General features: G+C 60.5%; 12 protein-coding genes. 6 read left to right on the plus strand and 6 right to left on the minus strand.

The features are described 5' to 3' along the window. Positions 1 to 28 precede the first annotated feature (28 nt). Positions 29 to 2,278, plus strand: coding sequence for a sulfatase-like hydrolase/transferase (locus tag E0L37_RS09145; protein ID WP_133491440.1), 2,250 nt, complete (start codon positions 29 to 31; stop codon positions 2,276 to 2,278). Between the two features lie 52 nt (positions 2,279 to 2,330). Here E0L37_RS09145 and E0L37_RS09150 read toward each other — a convergent pair whose 3' ends face one another. From E0L37_RS09150 to E0L37_RS09160, 3 genes are read right to left on the minus strand one after another with little or no spacing between them, the layout of a single operon-like run. Continuing rightward, positions 2,331 to 4,343, minus strand: a complete 2,013-nt coding sequence (locus E0L37_RS09150) for a TRAP transporter fused permease subunit (protein WP_133491441.1) — start codon at positions 4,341 to 4,343, stop codon at positions 2,331 to 2,333. 46 nt (positions 4,344 to 4,389) lie between these two features. Beyond that, positions 4,390 to 5,556 carry a TAXI family TRAP transporter solute-binding subunit gene (locus tag E0L37_RS09155; RefSeq protein ID WP_133491442.1) on the minus strand — a complete coding sequence of 389 codons (1,167 nt, stop codon included), beginning with the start codon at positions 5,554 to 5,556 and terminating at the stop codon, positions 4,390 to 4,392. A 21-nt stretch (positions 5,557 to 5,577) separates the two neighbouring features. Then, the gene (locus E0L37_RS09160; RefSeq protein WP_133491443.1) at positions 5,578 to 7,044 is read right to left on the minus strand and encodes an AMP-binding protein; all 1,467 of its coding nucleotides are present in this window, start codon (positions 7,042 to 7,044) and stop codon (positions 5,578 to 5,580) included. Positions 7,045 to 7,195: 151 nt separating this feature from the next. Between E0L37_RS09160 and E0L37_RS09165 the strand changes: the two genes are divergently transcribed. After that, positions 7,196 to 8,128, plus strand: a complete 933-nt coding sequence (locus tag E0L37_RS09165; RefSeq protein ID WP_063142386.1) for a LysR family transcriptional regulator — start codon at positions 7,196 to 7,198, stop codon at positions 8,126 to 8,128. 1,044 nt (positions 8,129 to 9,172) lie between these two features. Here E0L37_RS09165 and ltrA read toward each other — a convergent pair. The 3 genes from ltrA to groES form a co-directional block, all read right to left on the minus strand. Then, on the minus strand, positions 9,173 to 10,831 hold the full coding sequence (gene ltrA / locus E0L37_RS09170) for a group II intron reverse transcriptase/maturase (protein ID WP_133491444.1): 1,659 nt from the start codon (positions 10,829 to 10,831) through the stop codon (positions 9,173 to 9,175). A gap of 1,095 nt (positions 10,832 to 11,926) precedes the next feature. Continuing rightward, positions 11,927 to 13,567, minus strand: coding sequence for a chaperonin GroEL (gene groL / locus E0L37_RS09180; RefSeq protein WP_133491445.1), 1,641 nt, complete (start codon positions 13,565 to 13,567; stop codon positions 11,927 to 11,929). Positions 13,568 to 13,619: 52 nt separating this feature from the next. Further along, positions 13,620 to 13,910, minus strand: coding sequence for a co-chaperone GroES (groES, locus tag E0L37_RS09185; protein WP_080531388.1), 291 nt, complete (start codon positions 13,908 to 13,910; stop codon positions 13,620 to 13,622). A 513-nt stretch (positions 13,911 to 14,423) separates the two neighbouring features. Between groES and E0L37_RS09190 the strand changes: the two genes are divergently transcribed. The 4 genes from E0L37_RS09190 (at position 14,424) to E0L37_RS09205 (ending at position 17,677) form a co-directional block, all read left to right on the plus strand. Next, positions 14,424 to 14,756, plus strand: coding sequence for an MGMT family protein (locus E0L37_RS09190; RefSeq protein ID WP_133491446.1), 333 nt, complete (start codon positions 14,424 to 14,426; stop codon positions 14,754 to 14,756). Next, positions 14,757 to 16,055, plus strand: coding sequence for an MFS transporter (locus tag E0L37_RS09195; RefSeq protein WP_133491447.1), 1,299 nt, complete (start codon positions 14,757 to 14,759; stop codon positions 16,053 to 16,055). After that, on the plus strand, positions 16,052 to 16,921 hold the full coding sequence (locus tag E0L37_RS09200) for a ketopantoate reductase family protein (protein ID WP_133491448.1): 870 nt from the start codon (positions 16,052 to 16,054) through the stop codon (positions 16,919 to 16,921). Before E0L37_RS09195 ends, E0L37_RS09200 begins: the two co-directional genes overlap by 4 nt. A gap of 186 nt (positions 16,922 to 17,107) precedes the next feature. Beyond that, the gene (locus E0L37_RS09205) at positions 17,108 to 17,677 is read left to right on the plus strand and encodes a cob(I)yrinic acid a,c-diamide adenosyltransferase (protein WP_133491449.1); all 570 of its coding nucleotides are present in this window, start codon (positions 17,108 to 17,110) and stop codon (positions 17,675 to 17,677) included. Positions 17,678 to 17,710: the final 33 nt, after the last annotated feature.

Here is a 17,710-nt window from a genome sequence, read left to right on the forward strand (position 1 = left end):
CATTTACCAACAAGAAAAGGGGGATAGCATGAAACCATCATTAAGCGGCCTGACACTGGCAAGTTGTGCCTTGTTCACGCTCGGCGGCTGCTTCGATTCGGACTCCGGATCATCACGGGATGATGGCGCGGACGCACCCACGCCACCCAACATTCTGTTTATCGTGGTCGACGATGCCGGTATCGATCAGTTCCGGGCGTTCGGTTACGGCGGCGCGATCCCGGCGGAAACCAGTAGCATCGACGCCATCGCCAACGCCGGAGTGCGGTTCCGCAACACCTGGTCGATGCCCACCTGTTCACCGACCCGCGCCACCTTTTTCGAGGGGCGCTATCCGTTCCGCAACAACGTGCGCAACGCCATCGTCTCCAATGACCTGGCCAATTCCCAGGTGTCGCCCTACACCCTGACCGTGCCGCGACTGCTCCGGGAAGAAGCCGGCTACGTCAGCGCCCTGATCGGCAAGATGCATCTGACCGGTTCCGACTTGGGCCCCGAGAATCATCCGCTGGGCGACGGCGCCATGCGTGAACTGGGCTGGGACTACTTCGCCGGCTATCTGGATGGCGCGCCCTACCCGATCGATACCACCGGCGGCGGCGTGGCGGCGGAGGGCACCTACCAGTGCGGCTTCGTGCCCAACACCGTGGCCGACAGCGAGAACGGCGCGGACTTCGGTGTCTGCTATCTGGCCGATGGCGGGCATCTGATCATGAACGACCTGGACGCCTACCCGACGCCGGGACGTACCTGCGTGGAACGCGGCGGCCTGTTCGATCCCGAGGCCACGGTGTACAGCGACGTGCGCCGAGCCGAACTCGACTTCACTGTCCAGAACGGCTATTACACCGGCGAATGGAAAATCAATCACGCCGATGGCCGCGACGAAACCCTGCTCGCCGCCGATCCCCGCGCCCGCGGTTACCGCACCGTGCGGGAGACCGACCGCGCCATCGACTGGATCACGCAAACCCGCGCCCGGCAGCCCGGCACCCCCTGGATGCTCAGCCTCGGCTATTCCGCCCTGCATGCACCGCTGCAACCGCCGCCGGCGGCCCTGCTGCCGCACCCGGACGCGGACCTCAGCCTGCTCGGCTGCGGCACCCCCGCCGCCAATCAGTTGGCGGAACTGGGCATCGTCGATCCCACCGAAGCGGCGGATTTCGCCCAGCAACGGGCGGTGGCCCAACACATGCTGGAGGCGGTGGATCATGAGATCGGGCGCCTGCTGGTGGAAACCGGCATCGCCAAGCGGCTCGATGACGGCACCCTGCGCTACAATCCGGACAGCAACACCGTAGTGGTGTTCACCAGCGACAACGGCACTTACATGCCCAGCGTCAAACTGCCGTTCGATCCGGTACGGGCCAAAGGCTCGCTCTATCAATCCGGCGTCTGGGTGCCGCTGGCGGTGGCCGGCCCTGAATCCATCGTCAACAGCCCGGACCGCGACGTGCCGCACATGGTCAACAACACCGATCTGTTCAGCCTGTTCCGGGAAATCGCCGGCATCGGCGAGGAGCGTCTGCCCGCCTCGGTGCAACTGGACGCCCGGCCGGTGATGCCCTACCTGACCGAACCGGACCACCAGACCATTCGCGACACCAACTTCAGCGAGCTGGGCACCAATTTCAGCGCTGATCCCGCTCCGCCCTGCGTCATTCCCGGCGCCAATGTGTGCGTGGAAATCTTCCCGCAACAGGGCGTCTGCGAAGACCAGAGCGGCATCTGGTACGGTCCCGGCGGCGTGGCCGGCGCGGACGGTTTCAATTCCTGCTGCGCGGTCAACGATTACCGGGTATCCCAGGGCGAGGACCCGGTAAAACTGTTTCCTCACCATCAGAGCACTCTGCGTGACGAACACTATAAGCTGGTGCGCATCAGCCGCCTGGACTGCGCCACGGACACCTTCATCGATAGCGAGGAATTCTACGAGATCAATGAAAGCCCGGACCCGCTGACCTTGAAACTCGACCGCGAAGACCAGGACCTGCTGGCGGGCAAAACGCCGGATCAACTGACCGCCACGGAGCAAACCCATTACGCGGCCTTGAGCAACGGTTTGACCGACTTGCTGGCCAGAGACAGCGCATGCCCCGGCGACGGCAACGACGATGGCAGGGTCGACGCCACCGACCTGGAGCAATGGGCCTGGTGGGCCGACCCCGATCAGGGCGGCGGCCTGTCGAGCTGGTACGACGTCAACCTGGATGGCGTGACCGACACCGCCGACCGCGATCTGATCGAGGCCAATATGGGGCTGGACTGCCGGCCCTGAAGCTCCGGCATTGAGGTATTGCTTACACGCGATACGCTGGCACGCGGGGACCTCAGGTCCCCGCTGTTTGCCCTGCCGGCATGGTCCGCACCGATAGCCAGGCAGCGCCGATGGCGGGCACCAGCAGCGCGGCGCTGATCAGGGACAGGGTCAGGTTGGTCAGTGGCACCGGGCCTCCTCCCGGGATAGCCAGCAGCATGCCGCCGCCGATCAGCGCCAGCCGGATCGGCCACTCCAGAACCCGGTTTACCGACAGGTCGCCGACACCCAGCAGGTAGCCCTGCATGGCGCAGGCGATCAGCAGCACGCCAAAGAACGCCTGAGTGATCACCACCACAACCTCATGCCAGGCCCCCTGAAAAATCAGCGCCGGATTCAGTACGAACAGGAACGGAATGAAATAGATCACACTGCCCAGCCGCATCGCCTGGACTCCGGTTTCCATTGCCCTTGCTCCGGCCACCGTGGCGGCGGCGAAGGCACCGAGGGCCACCGGCGGCGTAATGAAACTGAGCATGCCCCAGTAAAGAATGAACAGGTGGACCGCCAACGGGTCCATGCCACCACCGTTGATCAGCGCCGGCGCCAGTGCCACCGCCAGGAAGATGTAGGCCGCCGTCACTGTCATGCCGATACCGAGAATAAAGCTGGTCAGCGCCCCCATCAGCAACAGCACCAGAGTGTTGCCGCCAGCCAGGAAAATCAGGTCGTTGGCGATGGTGCCGGAAAGTCCGGTCACCGACAGCGCGCCCACCAGCAGGCCGACCCCGGCCAGGATGGCGATCAGTTCGGCAAACAGCTTGCCCGAGGTCGAGAAGAAATTCTTGACCTCCCGCCAGCCCCAGCGCTGATAAGGCAGGAGCTGATTGATGATCAGCAGCAGCGCCGTGGCGAAGAACGGCGCGGTGGCCTCCCGCCGCAGGAAGAACAGCAACCAGATCAGCAAAGCGAAGACAAAAATGAAATACCAGCCTTCTTTCAGCGTCTGGCGCAACGATGGCAGCTCGTCCTCCGGCAGGCCCTTGATCCCGTATCTGGCCGCGTAGGCATCGATCTGGATGAACAGCCCGAGGAAATAGAGCACCGAAGGCACCACCGCGGCCAGGGCGATGGTACCGTAGGGAATGTTCAGGAACGACGCCATGATGAAGGCGGTGGCGCCCATCACCGGCGGCATCAGCACCCCCCCGGTGGAAGCACAGGCCTCCACGCCGGCGGCATAGGATTTGCCGAACCCCATCCGGCGCATGGCGGGGATCGACATGACGCCGGTGGTCATGACATTGGTGATCACGCTGCCGCTCATCGAGCCCATCAACCCGCTGGAAAACACCGCCACCTTGGCGGGCCCGCCACGGACGTGGCCAAGCAGGGAAAACGCCAGGTTAATGAAAAACTTGCCGCCGCCGGTTTGCTGCAGAGCCACTCCGAACAGCAGGAAGCCGATCACCAGATTGGCGAACGCCTGCAGTGGGATCCCCATGATGCCTTCCCGGCTCATGGCCAGATAAATAGCGGTAGCGTCCGGGCTGGAAGGAAAACCCTGGATCGGCCCGGGCATCACATCGGCGAAGATCGGATAGAGGCTGGCACAGCCAACGATCACGGCGATCGGCCAGCCGCCCGCCCGGCGTACCGCTTCCACTACAATCGCCCAGAACAAAAAGCTCAGGGTCACCGCGTGGCCCGGCGCGGCGTATTCCCAGCCCCGGTTGAGGATATGTTCCGCGTTGTAAACAAAGAAGGCGCACACCACCACGGCGGCGATGAACAGCAGTACGTCATACCAGGGCACCCGGTCCCGGGCACCATGGCGATTGATCGGCCAGAGCAGAAACACCAACGGCAGCATCAGGGCCACCACGGTGTAGAAAAACTGGCTTTCCACCCGGGTGATGAGGTTGATGATCCGCAGGTTGAACAGGTAGTCAATGGTGATCAGAGTCAGGGCCAGGGTGGCCAGTCTCGGCACCCATAGCCAGAAACCGGAAAGGGAGCGAATGCCGGAAATATTTTCCGGCTGGCTGACCGTATCCCTGGGGGACGTTGCCTGAGTCGAACTCATGGTCATGAAACTCCGGGCGGGAACTTGCGAGCACAGGATGACGGGTTCAATAGAAGACCGGGTTCATGTCTTCGGCTTCAAGGGCATCGGCCCGTGCCTGCATCCATGCCTCACGGAACTGATCCTGATCCGAGGGCGGGTTGTGATCGACAAAGGCATTCCAGGTCTCGATCAGCAGTTCCTGGCGCCGGACCAACTGATCCTGGTGTGCCTGCATCTCATCGGTCCAGATACCGATGTCCTTGTAGTACCGCACCACCGCGTCATGGAACGGAATCACCCAAAACATATTCTGGCTGTCGATCCCGTACCCGGTAGCGCCCGGCGCATCGTTCTTATATTCGTCGTAGTCTTCGTGTATGACCTTGATCAGGTTATAGACGATGTCCGCATCGTAGTTGCGGGTCGCCACCATGACCGGATACGGATAGCTTGCGAACGCGTGGGGGTGGTCTTTGTTAACAACGCCACCCGCCGCCGACGTCACTTCATGAGACTGGAAGTAAGGCGCCACGTCCTTCATGCGCGCCCATCCTTCCTGATCATCCGGGCTCAGCTCTGGCCAGGTAATGCCTCTCGGGCTGGCGGCAACCTGTTCCGGCGCTGGCGCGGATGTCATGGTGAAGGCCGCGTCCGCCAGTCCTTGAATGATGCCGTCGAAGGAACGGTTATAGCCGGGGAACTCCACCCGTTCCACGTCATCCCAACTGAGCCCGCCAAACGCCAGATAGGCTTCGGTACCGAGGTTCAACGACGGCGCGCCTCGGATCCAGGCGACTTTTTTGCCCTTCAAATCGGCGGGGGTTTTGACATCGAGATCACCGGCCACCACCAACCCCATGCCAAAATCAGCGATGGACGTTCGGATCACACGAACCGGTTGCGGGCCCCAGGCGGCATCGGCAAACAGGAGCACTCCTTCCGATGCGTAGTAGCTGGCGATACCACAACCGCACAGATCAACACGGCCGGTTCTTAACGGTGTCATCCGGGAGACATCGTTATCACCGGGCAATACCCGAACCGATACGTTGAACTTTTTCTTGAGCACATTCCCCAGCGCCAAAAGCTGAGCATAGTTCGCCGAGGAGGTCGGATAGGAAGTCCAGGCCATGGTCGAGGGAAGCGGGCTCGCGGTATCGGCGGATACCGGATTCAAGGCGGCAACGCCCGCGAATGCAAATACCGCCACAATGTTCTTCAGATAACGCATTAAAAACCTCCTCTTTTTATTCTAGGATCCAGAAAATTCTTGTTTCAGTTTTCGTTTCGATACTTTGCCGTTATCGTCACGGGGCAGATCGTCCACTATTCGGATGTCCCTGGGGATCTTGTAATTGGCCAGGCGCCCGACCAAATAGTTGCGAATGTTCTCCATCACCTGATCGGCACCGCCGGTGCACTTCACCAGCCCCACCAGAGATTCCCCATACTCATGATCGGGAATGCCAAAGACCGCGCAATCGAGTACTTCCGGCAATTCCAGCAGGGCATGTTCAATTTCAGCCGGGTAAATATTGACGCCACCGGAGATCACCATGTCGGAAACCCGGTCGCAGACATACAGGTAACCGTCTTCGTCCACATAGCCAACATCGCCGACCGTGATCAGGGCCCCCAAGCCGGCTTTAGCCCGGGCGGCCGGGTTGTTTTGATAGGTAAAGTCAGGATAGGCCGGCTGCCGGCCATAAATGACACCGGTTTCACCGATGGGACATTCCTTACCGTCGTCGCCCACGATTTTTATTTCGGCGTTCAACACCGGCTTGCCGACACTGCCCGGTTTGATCCGCGCCCCCTCGGGCGTCTGCACGGTCAGCATCCCGGTTTCGCTGGAGGCATAGGTCTCGTAGATAACTTCCCCCCACCAGGCCAGCATGGCGGCTTTCAGCTCCGGGGCGCAGGATGCCCCGGTGGACGCGACAAACCTCACCGATGAAATGTCGTACTGGTTTTTGACGCTCTCCGGCAACCGCAGAAGCCGGACGTACATGATCGGTACCAGATAGACAGTGGTGATCCCGTGCCGCTGAATCAGCCTTAGAATGGCTTCCGCGTCGAACTTCCGCGTCAGCACCAACAGATCACCGTGCAGCAGCGTCTGCAGCGTCATGGAATTCGGCGCGCTGTGGTACAGCGGCGCGGGCATCAGGGTCCGGACGCCGGCCTTGACACCCCAGACCTGTTCCGAAAGCGCTTGCATGGCGGGCGGATGCTCCGGCCCCAAGGGCAGCCGGCATACCCCTTTGGGTTTGCCGGTGGTGCCGGAGGTGTACGGCATCATGCCGCGAGGGGCACGAATCCCACCGGAGTATTCCGGCTGCCGACTCAGCCAGCTGTCGTAGTCAGGGTGTTCGCCGTTGTCGCCGTCGATGGCAATCACGGAGAGCACCGCGGGAATGATCTCAGCAATCTCCCGCAGAAAAGCCTCCTCGATAATCAGCGCCCTGGCACCGGAATCGCGCAGGATATGCTCGGCTTCAGTGGAGCGGAAATGCCAGTTGATCGGGCAATAATGGGCTCCCAACACCCGGCAGGCCAGCATCAGGTCAATGAACGCTGGATGGTTTTTCACCATCACCGCAACCACATCGCCTTCGCCAACACCAAGACTGGTCAGTCCACCCGCCAGTCTCCGCGCCCTGAGATCAAGTTCTTCTCCGGTTATGAGCCGGTCCTCATAGACCAGGTCTGCTGTCATTATTCTTACCTTTCTGCTTATTTGGTGCCCCGCGATACGCGCGTGACAGGATGTCGCCAGTGGTAGCGGACACTGTAGAAAGGATTCACAACCTAGACAATGCTCCATATTTTGTCCAAACTGTTTCCAAATTCGCAACAATAACCCCATCATGGACATCAAGGACTTCGAGGCCCTGGTCGCGGTGGTGGAAAGCGGCAGCATGACCAGCGCGGCGGACCGCTTACAGACCAGCCGTTCCAACATCAGCCGGCGCCTCAAGAAGCTGGAAACGGAACTCCGGGTTCAGTTGATGAGACGCACCACCCGCCGGGTGGAGCTGACACAGATAGGTATCAGGCTTTATGAACACGCGGTGAAAGTGATGCAGGAATTCACCGCCATGGAGGCCGTTGTCAGGGATATGGGGCGGGCGCTGCGGGGCCACCTGCGAGTCAGCGTGCCTATCGGTCTGGGCCAACTGGTGCTGGCGCCGGCCCTGCTGGATTTTTGCAAGGAGAACCCCGAGGTCACCATGCAGATCACGTTCAACAACCGGATATACGATTTGCTGGAGGATGAAATCGACGTGTCCATCCGGGTCGCCAATTCACCGCCCGATCATTATGTGGCCCGGGAATTGTCGGCCATGGAATGGGTCACCTGCGTTTCCCCGGATTATCTGGAAAACCACGGGACTCCGCGGTCGCCGGAAGAGTTACCCACCCATGCCCTGGTTACACCACCGGTCAGAAACAATCGGTTGATCATGAGATTCATCTCCGGGGACACACACCATGTCGTCGATCTTCAACCGAAACTGCAATGCTCGGACATGAATTTCCTCAAGCAGTCGGTGGTGCTTGGCAATGGCATCGGGGTACTGCCGTATTACCTGATCAGTGATGAACTGCAATCGGGGCAGTTGGTCAGAACGCTGATCGATTTCGATCCCGACCCGAAAATGTGGGGCGACAAACTGTATCTGATCACCGCGCCAAACCTCTATCCGTCTCAGCTTATCCGGACCTTTCTCGATTACATCAGGACGCTGTTCTCCGATGACGGCAGCATCGGGGCGATACTGAAAAATCAGAATCCGTGAATGATCATGGGCGGGACTCAACCGTTCGCCAGCGCAAAAATGCCTGCTCCACCGGAATCCCCTGAATCCGCAAGTCCACGAAACCGCTGTAGGAGGCGGGTTCACCGGCCTTGGAGACAGGCACAAAAAAAGATTCATCGCGGTATGGAGGGAAACCGTATTGCCTTCCATCAGGGACCGCGGAGCCGCGTTACGCCTTTGCGGGAACGCCGTGAAGCAGAGTCCCGCAAAGGCGTAACGCGGCTCCGCTTCGAGGTGAGCGGCGAATACGGATGCCCTGTCCACCGCGAGCAAACGGAGGCCATCCTTTCCCTTTCCAGAAAGGTCCGTCGTCGTTGGCGTCCGGAACGCGGCGGTTCACTTCTAAGCGGGTCTGCACGGAGGCCTTCCGGGATCGCCGTGAATACATCCCTGTCGGCTCCCGGTTTGACCTCCCTGTCAAACAGGGTCCCGGAAGGCCTCCGTGCAGACCCGCGCCGCCGATGGAGACCCACATTCCCGGTAATCCGCGATGAACTACAAAAAAGCCCCGCCTTTGCGGGCGGGGCTTTTTCAGGCTTCGGTGGGAGCCGGAGCGGCGTTGTCGGGTAAGGAGCGACCATTACTGGCCACCCCTCCCCTAAGAACCGTACGTGCGAGTTTACCCGCATACGGCTCAAGCCTTTACAAGCCCACTCCAGAGAATGAGCCAGCAGCACAGTATAAGTGAGAGCGGACACCGAGATTATTCATTCACTGATGCCTTGCTTGGCCAAGTACCCTGTACTCGGCTGCTCGATACACCAGCTTACGTCGGTCTACTCAGCGCCCATCACAGTCAACCCCCCACCTAGCCGTGGGGGTAGCAGCGCGATCAGGTTCATGCCCGGTTAACGCATACTTCCTACTAGCTCTCGTCTCCTTTCCCCTTCCGACCGACACCTAAAGGGCTAGCTCTAGGCGAACTTCGGGGTCATTCAAAAGTTTGGTCAAAGTACAACCCTCCATTCGAACGCCCTTGTGGGTCAAGGACACTACATACTGTATTTCAACATTCCACAATCATCAACATATTGATTGCGAATGCAGTTGTCGATGACAATTCGGATGCAGCAACACCAGATTGTCCAGCTTGTCAGTACCGCCCTTATGCTGTTCGATCACGTGGTGGATATTCCACCCGGTTTCCCGTGTGATCAGTTCGCGACAACAAGGACAGCGCTTCTCCTGCCGGAGCCAAAGCTGTAGCAACTTGGACTTCCCTTTCTCGCTGTTCTTCCAGAGATACGCCAGGCGTTCCTCGAAATAACCAGCAAAGGCGGGGTCATACCGTGTCGCGTCAGCCTTGATCTTGATATGCCTTTTGATGGGCACATCACTGGCGTAGCACAGCGCATACCGCTTGCCTGTTGGGTCCATACCCTGGAATGTCCAGTTGCGCTGGCCGAGGGGGCGAAAATACTTGTTCTTCACCCACCGCTTCCGTCGATTTAGATGACGTCGGCGGCACCATTGCCACAGCATCTTCCAGATCCGATAGTCCACATAGTTGAACGTCGCTTTCGAGACCACGTGCCGATGGTAGTTCGCCCAGCCCCGAATCTTGGGATTCAGAGTTTTGACAATCCACCACGCAGGCATGGTCTTGTGCGTGTCCAACACCGACTTCACTTCAGCCAGAAAACGCTTCACGTTCTGTTGGGCAGGCTTGATCAAGCACTTCCCTCCATACTTGCGAATGTTCTGACCCAGAAAGTCGAACCCTTCCTCCACATGCGTCACCACCGTCTTCTCCGCTGACAAGGCAAGCCCTCGCTCCGCCATAAAGGCTTCGACAATGGGCCTGACTTCCCTCTCCAGTAGCTCTTTCGAGATACCGGAGACAACGAAGTCATCGGCGTAACGCACGTAGTTGACCTTGGTCCGGTAGCTGGCTTTGGTGTTTCGCTGCCCGAAAGCAGCTTCTAGCACCTCTTCCAAACCATCCAGAGCCAGGTTGGCCAAGACCGGCGAGATAATACCGCCCTGAGGCGTTCCCGCGTGGGTCGGGTGTGTCCTACCGGATTCCATGAACCCGGCTTTCAGCCATTTCCCGAGCACTGCCTTGTCCATGGGGACATGGGACAGCAGCCAGTCATGGCTTATGTTGTCGAAACAACCCTGTATATCGGCCTCCAGCACCCACTGCGCCGAGCTTTTGCGACCAAGCACAACAAAACATTGCTCGATTGCGTCCGCCGTAGCGCGCATGGGCCGGAAGCCGTATGAGTTACGATCCGCCGTGGTCTCGGACACCGGTTCCAGAGCCAGCAGGTATAACGCCTGCATGGCCCGGTCGTGCATCGTCGGTATTCCCAAGGGACGGCGTTTGCCGTTGGCCTTCGGAATCCACACCCGCCGGAGTGGACGCGGCTTGTAGCCGTGCCGTTTCAGACGGTGGATTGCCTCCCATTTTGATGTCGGATTATCCCAACATTCGCCATCGACACCCGGAGTCTTGCGACCCCGGTTTTCGGTGACCCGTTTTACCGCCAAGGCTTTGGCGGCGAACGAGCGGACCAGCAAGCGTTGCAGGGCTTTCACCCTCCTCCACCGCTGTTCCCGTGCTGCTTTCGCGATACGAGCCTGTAACCTCCTCACCCTCCGGTGACTGGTTTCCCAGTCAATCGTGTGCCAACTGGTGGCAGGGTGGGAGAATGCAGGCATCAATAGCGATGCGTTCATCTTGCTATCCTCCTCAGATTGGAACCCGAGAAGGCGCAGACGCATTTCCCCTGAGGGCGCAGTCCACACCCTCAGGGCACATTGTTTAACCGGGCAACAAGAGGCTTGTTACGTCGGCAATCTTTCAGGCGGTTTTACCTGCCTTCACGCGATCAAAGACCAGATGGAAGTCTGCACGCTTTCGCGTCGGGGCAAATCTTGAACCCCTATCCCGCCCATTACAGGCAAGCATTCGCTTTCTCCATCCTCCTTTACCCGCACCTCCATCAGCTTCCCTTGCGGTCCACCTGCCTGATGAATCCAGGCGAAGATACGGGCTTACCGTGTTCCGAGTCTGTCACACAAACGGGTTAGGTCCTGCCTATCCACCGGTGGCTCAGTGTCGACGTATCCCCAGATGTAAGAGGGATAGCCAGCCACACACCATTTTGGTCGAAGCCTGTCAGCAACTTTGGCTCCATGCGGTTGACGGTGTTTATCAGCAGTTCACTTACGTTGACCCTACCGTCCAGCCTAGCGTCTCATCCGCCTGTTGCTGGCAGAATCCCCGGCTACCCTCACGGGCAAACCAGACCACAGAGTGGGACTACATTGTCAGGGCGCTTCGCACCTTGCCGTTACCAGCAACGCACTGCCCATAGGCTACTGTTGGTCGAACAACAGGTTTCGCTTTCACACTTAGTAGCTGCGTGAACGAAACAATGACAGAAACGGCTTACACCGAGAGGTGCCAGCACGTTCTTCCAGACACGGGAATCCGCGTTTTATGGCCGAGACCAAGAAACGTTTGAGGGCAAGAAGCCCAAGAGGATTAAATGCGCGGGAAAAGCAATGGAGGCATGCAATCGCATACCCCCACCACTTCTCGGATGCACATTCATCGGTCTTCACCGAATAAACGTTCATCCCATTGGCATGGGAAGCCGTTTAGCCAGACAGAGTCCAGCTGGGTATTACTCCCCTGAGGGAGATACCCGGTGCCGGATCGAAGACCCGATCACCGGGTAAGGAATACGCTATTTTTCTGCGGTTAAATGGGGGCGGAGCCCCCGAAGTAGCCCGCAAAGGCTAGCGACCTCGCGACTTCACGTCGCACTACATCATGCCGCCCATGCCACCCATTCCACCCATGCCGCCCATATCCGGAGCAGCACCTTTCTCTTCCGGCTTGTCAGCCACCATGGCTTCGGTGGTGATCATCAGGCCGGCCACGGAAGCGGCGGCCTGCAGCGCGGAACGGGTCACCTTGGCGGGATCCAGGATACCCATTTCCAGCATGTCGCCGTACTCGCCGGTGGCGGCGTTGTAGCCGTAGTTACCGTTGCCGTTGCGCACTTCCTGAACGATCACGGACGCTTCGGCACCGGCGTTGGTGGCGATCTGACGCAGCGGAGCCTGCAGGGCGCGAATGGCGATAGCGATACCGGCATCCTGCTCATCGTTGTCACCGGTCAGTTCGCCGATGGTGGCCAGGGCGCGCACCAGCGCCACGCCACCGCCCGGTACCACGCCTTCTTCAACGGCGGCGCGGGTCGCGTGCAGGGCGTCGTCAACGCGGGCTTTCTTCTCTTTCATTTCCACTTCGGTGGCGGCACCGATCTTGATCACCGCCACACCGCCGGCCAGCTTGGCCACGCGCTCTTGCAGCTTCTCGCGATCGTAGTCGGAGGAGGAGTTCTCGATCTCGCGGCGGATCTGCTCGACGCGGGCATCGATATCGCCCTGCTGGCCGGCGCCATCGACAATGGTGGTGTTTTCCTTGTCGATGTTCACTTTCTTGGCGTTGCCCAGATCTTCCAGGGAAACGTTTTCCAAGCTCAGGCCCACTTCCTCGGAAATCACGGTACCGCCAGTGAGGATGGCGATGTCCTGCAGCATGGCTTTGCGGCGATCGCCGAAGCCCGGTGCCTTAACGGCGGCGCACTTGATGATGCCGCGCATGTTGTTCACCACCAGGGTGGCCAGCGCTTCGCCTTCAATGTCCTCGGCGATGATCATCAGCGGACGGCCGGCTTTGGCCACGTTCTCCAGTACCGGCAGCAGTTCGCGGATATTGGAGATTTTCTTGTCCACCAGCAGGATGTAGGGCTCTTCCAGCTCTACCTGCATTTTTTCCTGGTTGTTGATGAAGTACGGGCTCAGGTAGCCACGGTCGAACTGCATGCCTTCCACGACTTCCAGCTCGTTGACCAGGGACTGGCCTTCTTCAACGGTGATAACACCTTCCTTGCCCACTTTTTCCATGGCCTGAGCGATGATCTCGCCCACGGAGCTGTCGGAGTTGGCGGAGATGGTGCCCACCTGCTCGATGCTCTTGGTGTTGTCACAGGGGGTGGACAGCTTCTTGATCTCTTCCACCACGGCGATGACGGCTTTGTCGATACCGCGCTTCAGGTCCATCGGGTTCATGCCGGCGGCCACGGCTTTCAGGCCTTCGTTGACGATGGCCTGGGCCAGCACGGTGGCGGTGGTGGTGCCGTCACCGGCTTCGTCGTTGGCCTTGGAAGCGACTTCCTTGACCATTTGCGCGCCCATGTTCTCGAACTTGTCTTCCAGCTCGATTTCCTTGGCCACGGACACGCCGTCCTTGGTGATGGCCGGCGCGCCGAAGGACTTCTCCAGCACCACGTTACGGCCTTTCGGACCCAGGGTGACTTTCACCGCGTCGGCCAGGATGTTCACGCCTTTCACCATGCGCTGGCGGGCGTCGTCACTAAACAGTACTTCTTTAGCCATTGTCGTGTTCCTCTGAAATTCGGTTATCCAGGAAAGCAGTGGAGAATCGGGATCAGCCTTCGATCACGGCCAGGATTTCAGCCTCACTCATGATCAGCAGCTCTTCGCCATCCACCTTCACGGTGTTGCCGGCGTATTGGCCGAAGATCACCTTGTCGCCTGCTTTCACGTCCAGAGGACGCACATCGCCGTTCTCCTGGATTTTGCCGTTACCCACGGCGATTACTTCACCACGGGAAGGCTTCTCGGCGGCTGAGCCGGGCAGCACGATACCGCCGGCGGTCTTGGTTTCTTCCTCTTCGCGACGCACCAGTACGCGATCATGCAACGGACGGATTTTCATTGCCTCTCTTCTCCTGTTGAGGTTTCAGCAATCAACGAATGTAGTCAGCATCATGGCCGGACCGGCATCGCCTGACCCGGCTTAGCACTCTATGCCAGAGAGTGCTAATCATAATTGGACCTTCATGACAGTCAATAGGCTGTCACGCCGGTGACCTCCTAATGGGGTTCTCAACCGGCCTTTCAAGAGCCCTGAGCACAAAAAATCGTCAGGAACGATTTTTGACGTCGTATCCGCGACGGCCCAGAGGGTGGCCGCCATGGACGGCAGGCCACAAAAATCGTCGGGAACGCAGACATTGCGGTCAGTGGACACCGGTGTCCCGCAATTATGGGACAGCCCGCCTACACGCTGATTCGCTGCCAAGGCAGCTTCCCACAGGGCTTCGTGGCTCCTCTCTGTGGGAGCGAGCTTGCTCGCGAATGCAGCGCGAATTGATCTCTCCGAAGCTGGCCGGCAGGCTGTGCGCATGCCACGGTTGCGCGGTGCTCCCGGCACTTTCATACTCGCCGCATGAATCAGGAGTTCCGCGACGCGGTCTATCAGATTGTGGCGGCCATCCCCGCCGGCACCGTCTGCAGCTATGGTCAGGTGGCCCGTATGGCGGGTTACCCGCGCCACGCCCGTTTTGTCGGCCGGCTGATGAGCCAGTTGCCCAAGGGCAGCAAACTGCCGTGGCACCGGGTGATCCGGGGCGATGGCGGTCTGCCGCTGATCGGCACCCCCAGTGGAGAGACCCAACTACGCCGGTTACACCAGGAAGGCGTGGCGGTGCTGAGCCAGCGCGTGCCATTACGCCGCTTCCAATGGCGCCCCGAGGCCGCCGAATCCGCCCCCGGAGAGTAAATGAAACTGGAAAACGCCTTTTTTGATCGCCGCATTCTGGTGATCTTTCTGCTGGGTATTGCCAGCGGCTTCCCCAAGGGCATGATCGTTTCCACCCTGTCCGCCTGGCTCACCGACGAGGGATTGAGCCGCACCAGCCTGGGCCTGTTCGGTCTGGTCTCGCTGCCCTACGCGCTCAATTTTCTGTGGGCGCCGCTGGTGGACAGCTTCCGCCTGGGCCCGCTGGGGCGGGCGCTGGGCAAGCGCCGCGCCTGGATTCTGCTCAGCCAGATCGCGCTGGTGGGGCTGTTGATGCTGCTCTCCGTGTTCACCCCCAGCAAAGAGCTGCTGGCGGTGGGCGTTATCTGTCTGATCATCGCTTTTGTTTCCGCCACCCAGGACATCGCCATCGACGCCCTGCGGATCGAATCCGTGCCGGTGGACCAACAGGGTGCCGCCGCTTCCGCCGGCGTGGTGGGTTGGTTGCTGGGGAATCTACTGATCGCCGGCATCGCCCTGTGGCTGACCGCCTGGCTCGACAGCTGGAACCAGATTTACCTGGTGATGAGCAGCGCCATGCTGTTCGGCGTGGCCGGCTGCCTGATGGCACGGGAACCCGAGGACAGAGCCAGGGTGAGCGGACGCCCGGACGCCCCACCGGGCGAACGCATGGCACGCTGGCTGCAAAGCGCGGTCTTCGCGCCCTTTATCGAATTCTTCCGCCGCAACGGCACACAGATGGCCGTGGTGCTGCTGGGATTCATCTTTCTGTTCAAGATCGGCGAGGCGTTTCTCGGCACCATGTCGATCCGCTTCTACAACGAAATCGGCTACCAATGGGCGGAGGTGTTCGCCTATGTGAAAACCGCCGGCATGGTGGCGTTGGGGGTAGGCAGCTTTCTCGGCGGCGCCATCAGCATCAAGCTGGGCGCCTCCCGGGGGCTGCTGGTGGCCGGCATCGCCATGGCTCTGACCAACCTGCTCTACGCCTGGCTGGCGGTAACCGGGCGAAACGACACCGTGCTGCTGACCTGCGTGATCCTCGACAACTTCACCGGCGGTGTGTCCACCATTGCCTTCGTCACCTACATCTCCGATCTGTGTAACCGGCAGTTCACCGCCACGCAGTACGCGCTGCTGGCGTCCCTGGGCAACCTGGGCCGCACCACCCTGGCCGCCGGCAGCGGTTGGATGGTGGATCTTCTCGGCGGCCGCTGGGAGGTGTTCTTTATACTCACCGCGCTGATGGCGATACCGGGACTGCTGATTCTGATCTGGCTGATCCGCCATGGCGCCCGGCCGGAGGCGCGGCGACCATGAGCACCTGGTACCTGCTCGGCGCCGGCAACATGGGCCTGCTGGCGGCGTACTACTTGCGCCAGGCCGGCGTTCCGGTGACCGTGCTGCGCCATGACACCGCAAGCCCGCTTCGCAGGAGACTCACCTTCGCCGACGGCAGGCCGCCGTGCGATCTGGTTCTGCCGGTGCTCTCGCCCGCCGCGCTGACCGAACCGCCCCGCCGCCTGGTGGTAGCCTGCAAGGCGCCCTACAGCGCCGCCGCCCTGGAGTCCGTGCCACTGACCGCCGATACCCAGGTGCTGCGACTGCAAAATGGCCTCGGCAGCCTTGATGGTCTGCTGCCAGAGGGCGTTCGATTGATCGAGGTGGTGACCACCTCGGCGGTGAAACAGGACGGGCCAGCACAACATCAGGTGGTGGCGGAGAACGAGACCTGGATGGGCGGTCATGATGTCGCTCCGGACTGGTTCGAGCAGCTGAGCGCGCACTGGCCGAACCTGAGCTGGCCGGCGGATTTCCAGCACCGACAATGGCATAAACTGGTGGCCAACGCGGTGATCAACCCGCTCACCGCGCTCCACGACGTGGCCAACGGCCGGCTGTTGGAAGAGCGGGAGCTGCAACGCCAGGCCGAGGAATTGTGCCGGGAAGCCGACCAGTTGCTCACCGCTGTGGACCCGACCTGGCCCGGCGACTCCCTGCCCCGGGTGATGGCGGTGGCCAGCGCCACCGCGGGTAATACCTCGTCCATGCGCGCCGACGTCGGTAAAGGCGCCGTCACCGAAATCGAGGCCATCAACGGTTATTTACTGCGCCGGGCCGCCCCCTTGGGGCTGTCACTGCCGGCCCATGAGCGCATCGTCGCCACCCTGACTTCGCGGACGTGAAATCAGAAGCCGCTACAAGGCTGCCGTGGGAAGCTGGCTTGCCAGCGAATACGGTGTATGTGCTATCTCAGTCCCATTCACTGCCAAGGCAGCTTCCCACAGCGGCTTCGTAGTCGGGGCTGCACCCATGGTGGAATCCGGAGTACATTCATGGGTTCCACGCCATATCACTGACTAGGAATCACCATGCCTTCCCGCAAGGATGAAAAGACCCGCATCAACCGGGTCATCACCCGCACCGGCGACGATGGCCATACCGGTCTCGCCGATGGCAGCCGGGTCGCCAAGGACCATCCCCGCATCGAGGCGCTCGGTAGCCTGGATGAACTCAATAGCGCCCTCGGCGTGTTGCGCGCGCATCCGCTTGATGAGGATCTGGACCGGCTGATCGAGAATCTGCAGCAATGGCTGTTCGATATCGGCGGTGAGCTGGCGATCCCCGACACCGTGACCCTGACCGACGCCGAGCTGGTGGAAATCGAATCCCAGGCCGACCTGATCAATGCCGAACTGCCACCACTGAAAGAGTTCGTACTCCCCGGCGGCAACGCCGACGCGGCGTGGTGCCACCATTGCCGGACCGTGGCCCGGCGCGCCGAACGCCGGCTGGTGACCCTCGCCGACCAGGAGCAGGTCAACCCGGTCAGCCTGGCGATCCTCAATCGGCTCGGCGACCTGCTGTTCATCATGGCCCGTCTGATCAACCTGCGCGCGGAAACGCCTGAATCACAGTGGATACGGCGCGAGGATCGCTGACCGGACGCCGATAATGCAAAACCAGACCCCACG

It is taken from the genome of Alcanivorax sp. 24 (assembly GCF_004360225.1).
Lineage (GTDB): Bacteria > Pseudomonadota > Gammaproteobacteria > Pseudomonadales > Alcanivoracaceae > Alloalcanivorax > Alloalcanivorax xiamenensis.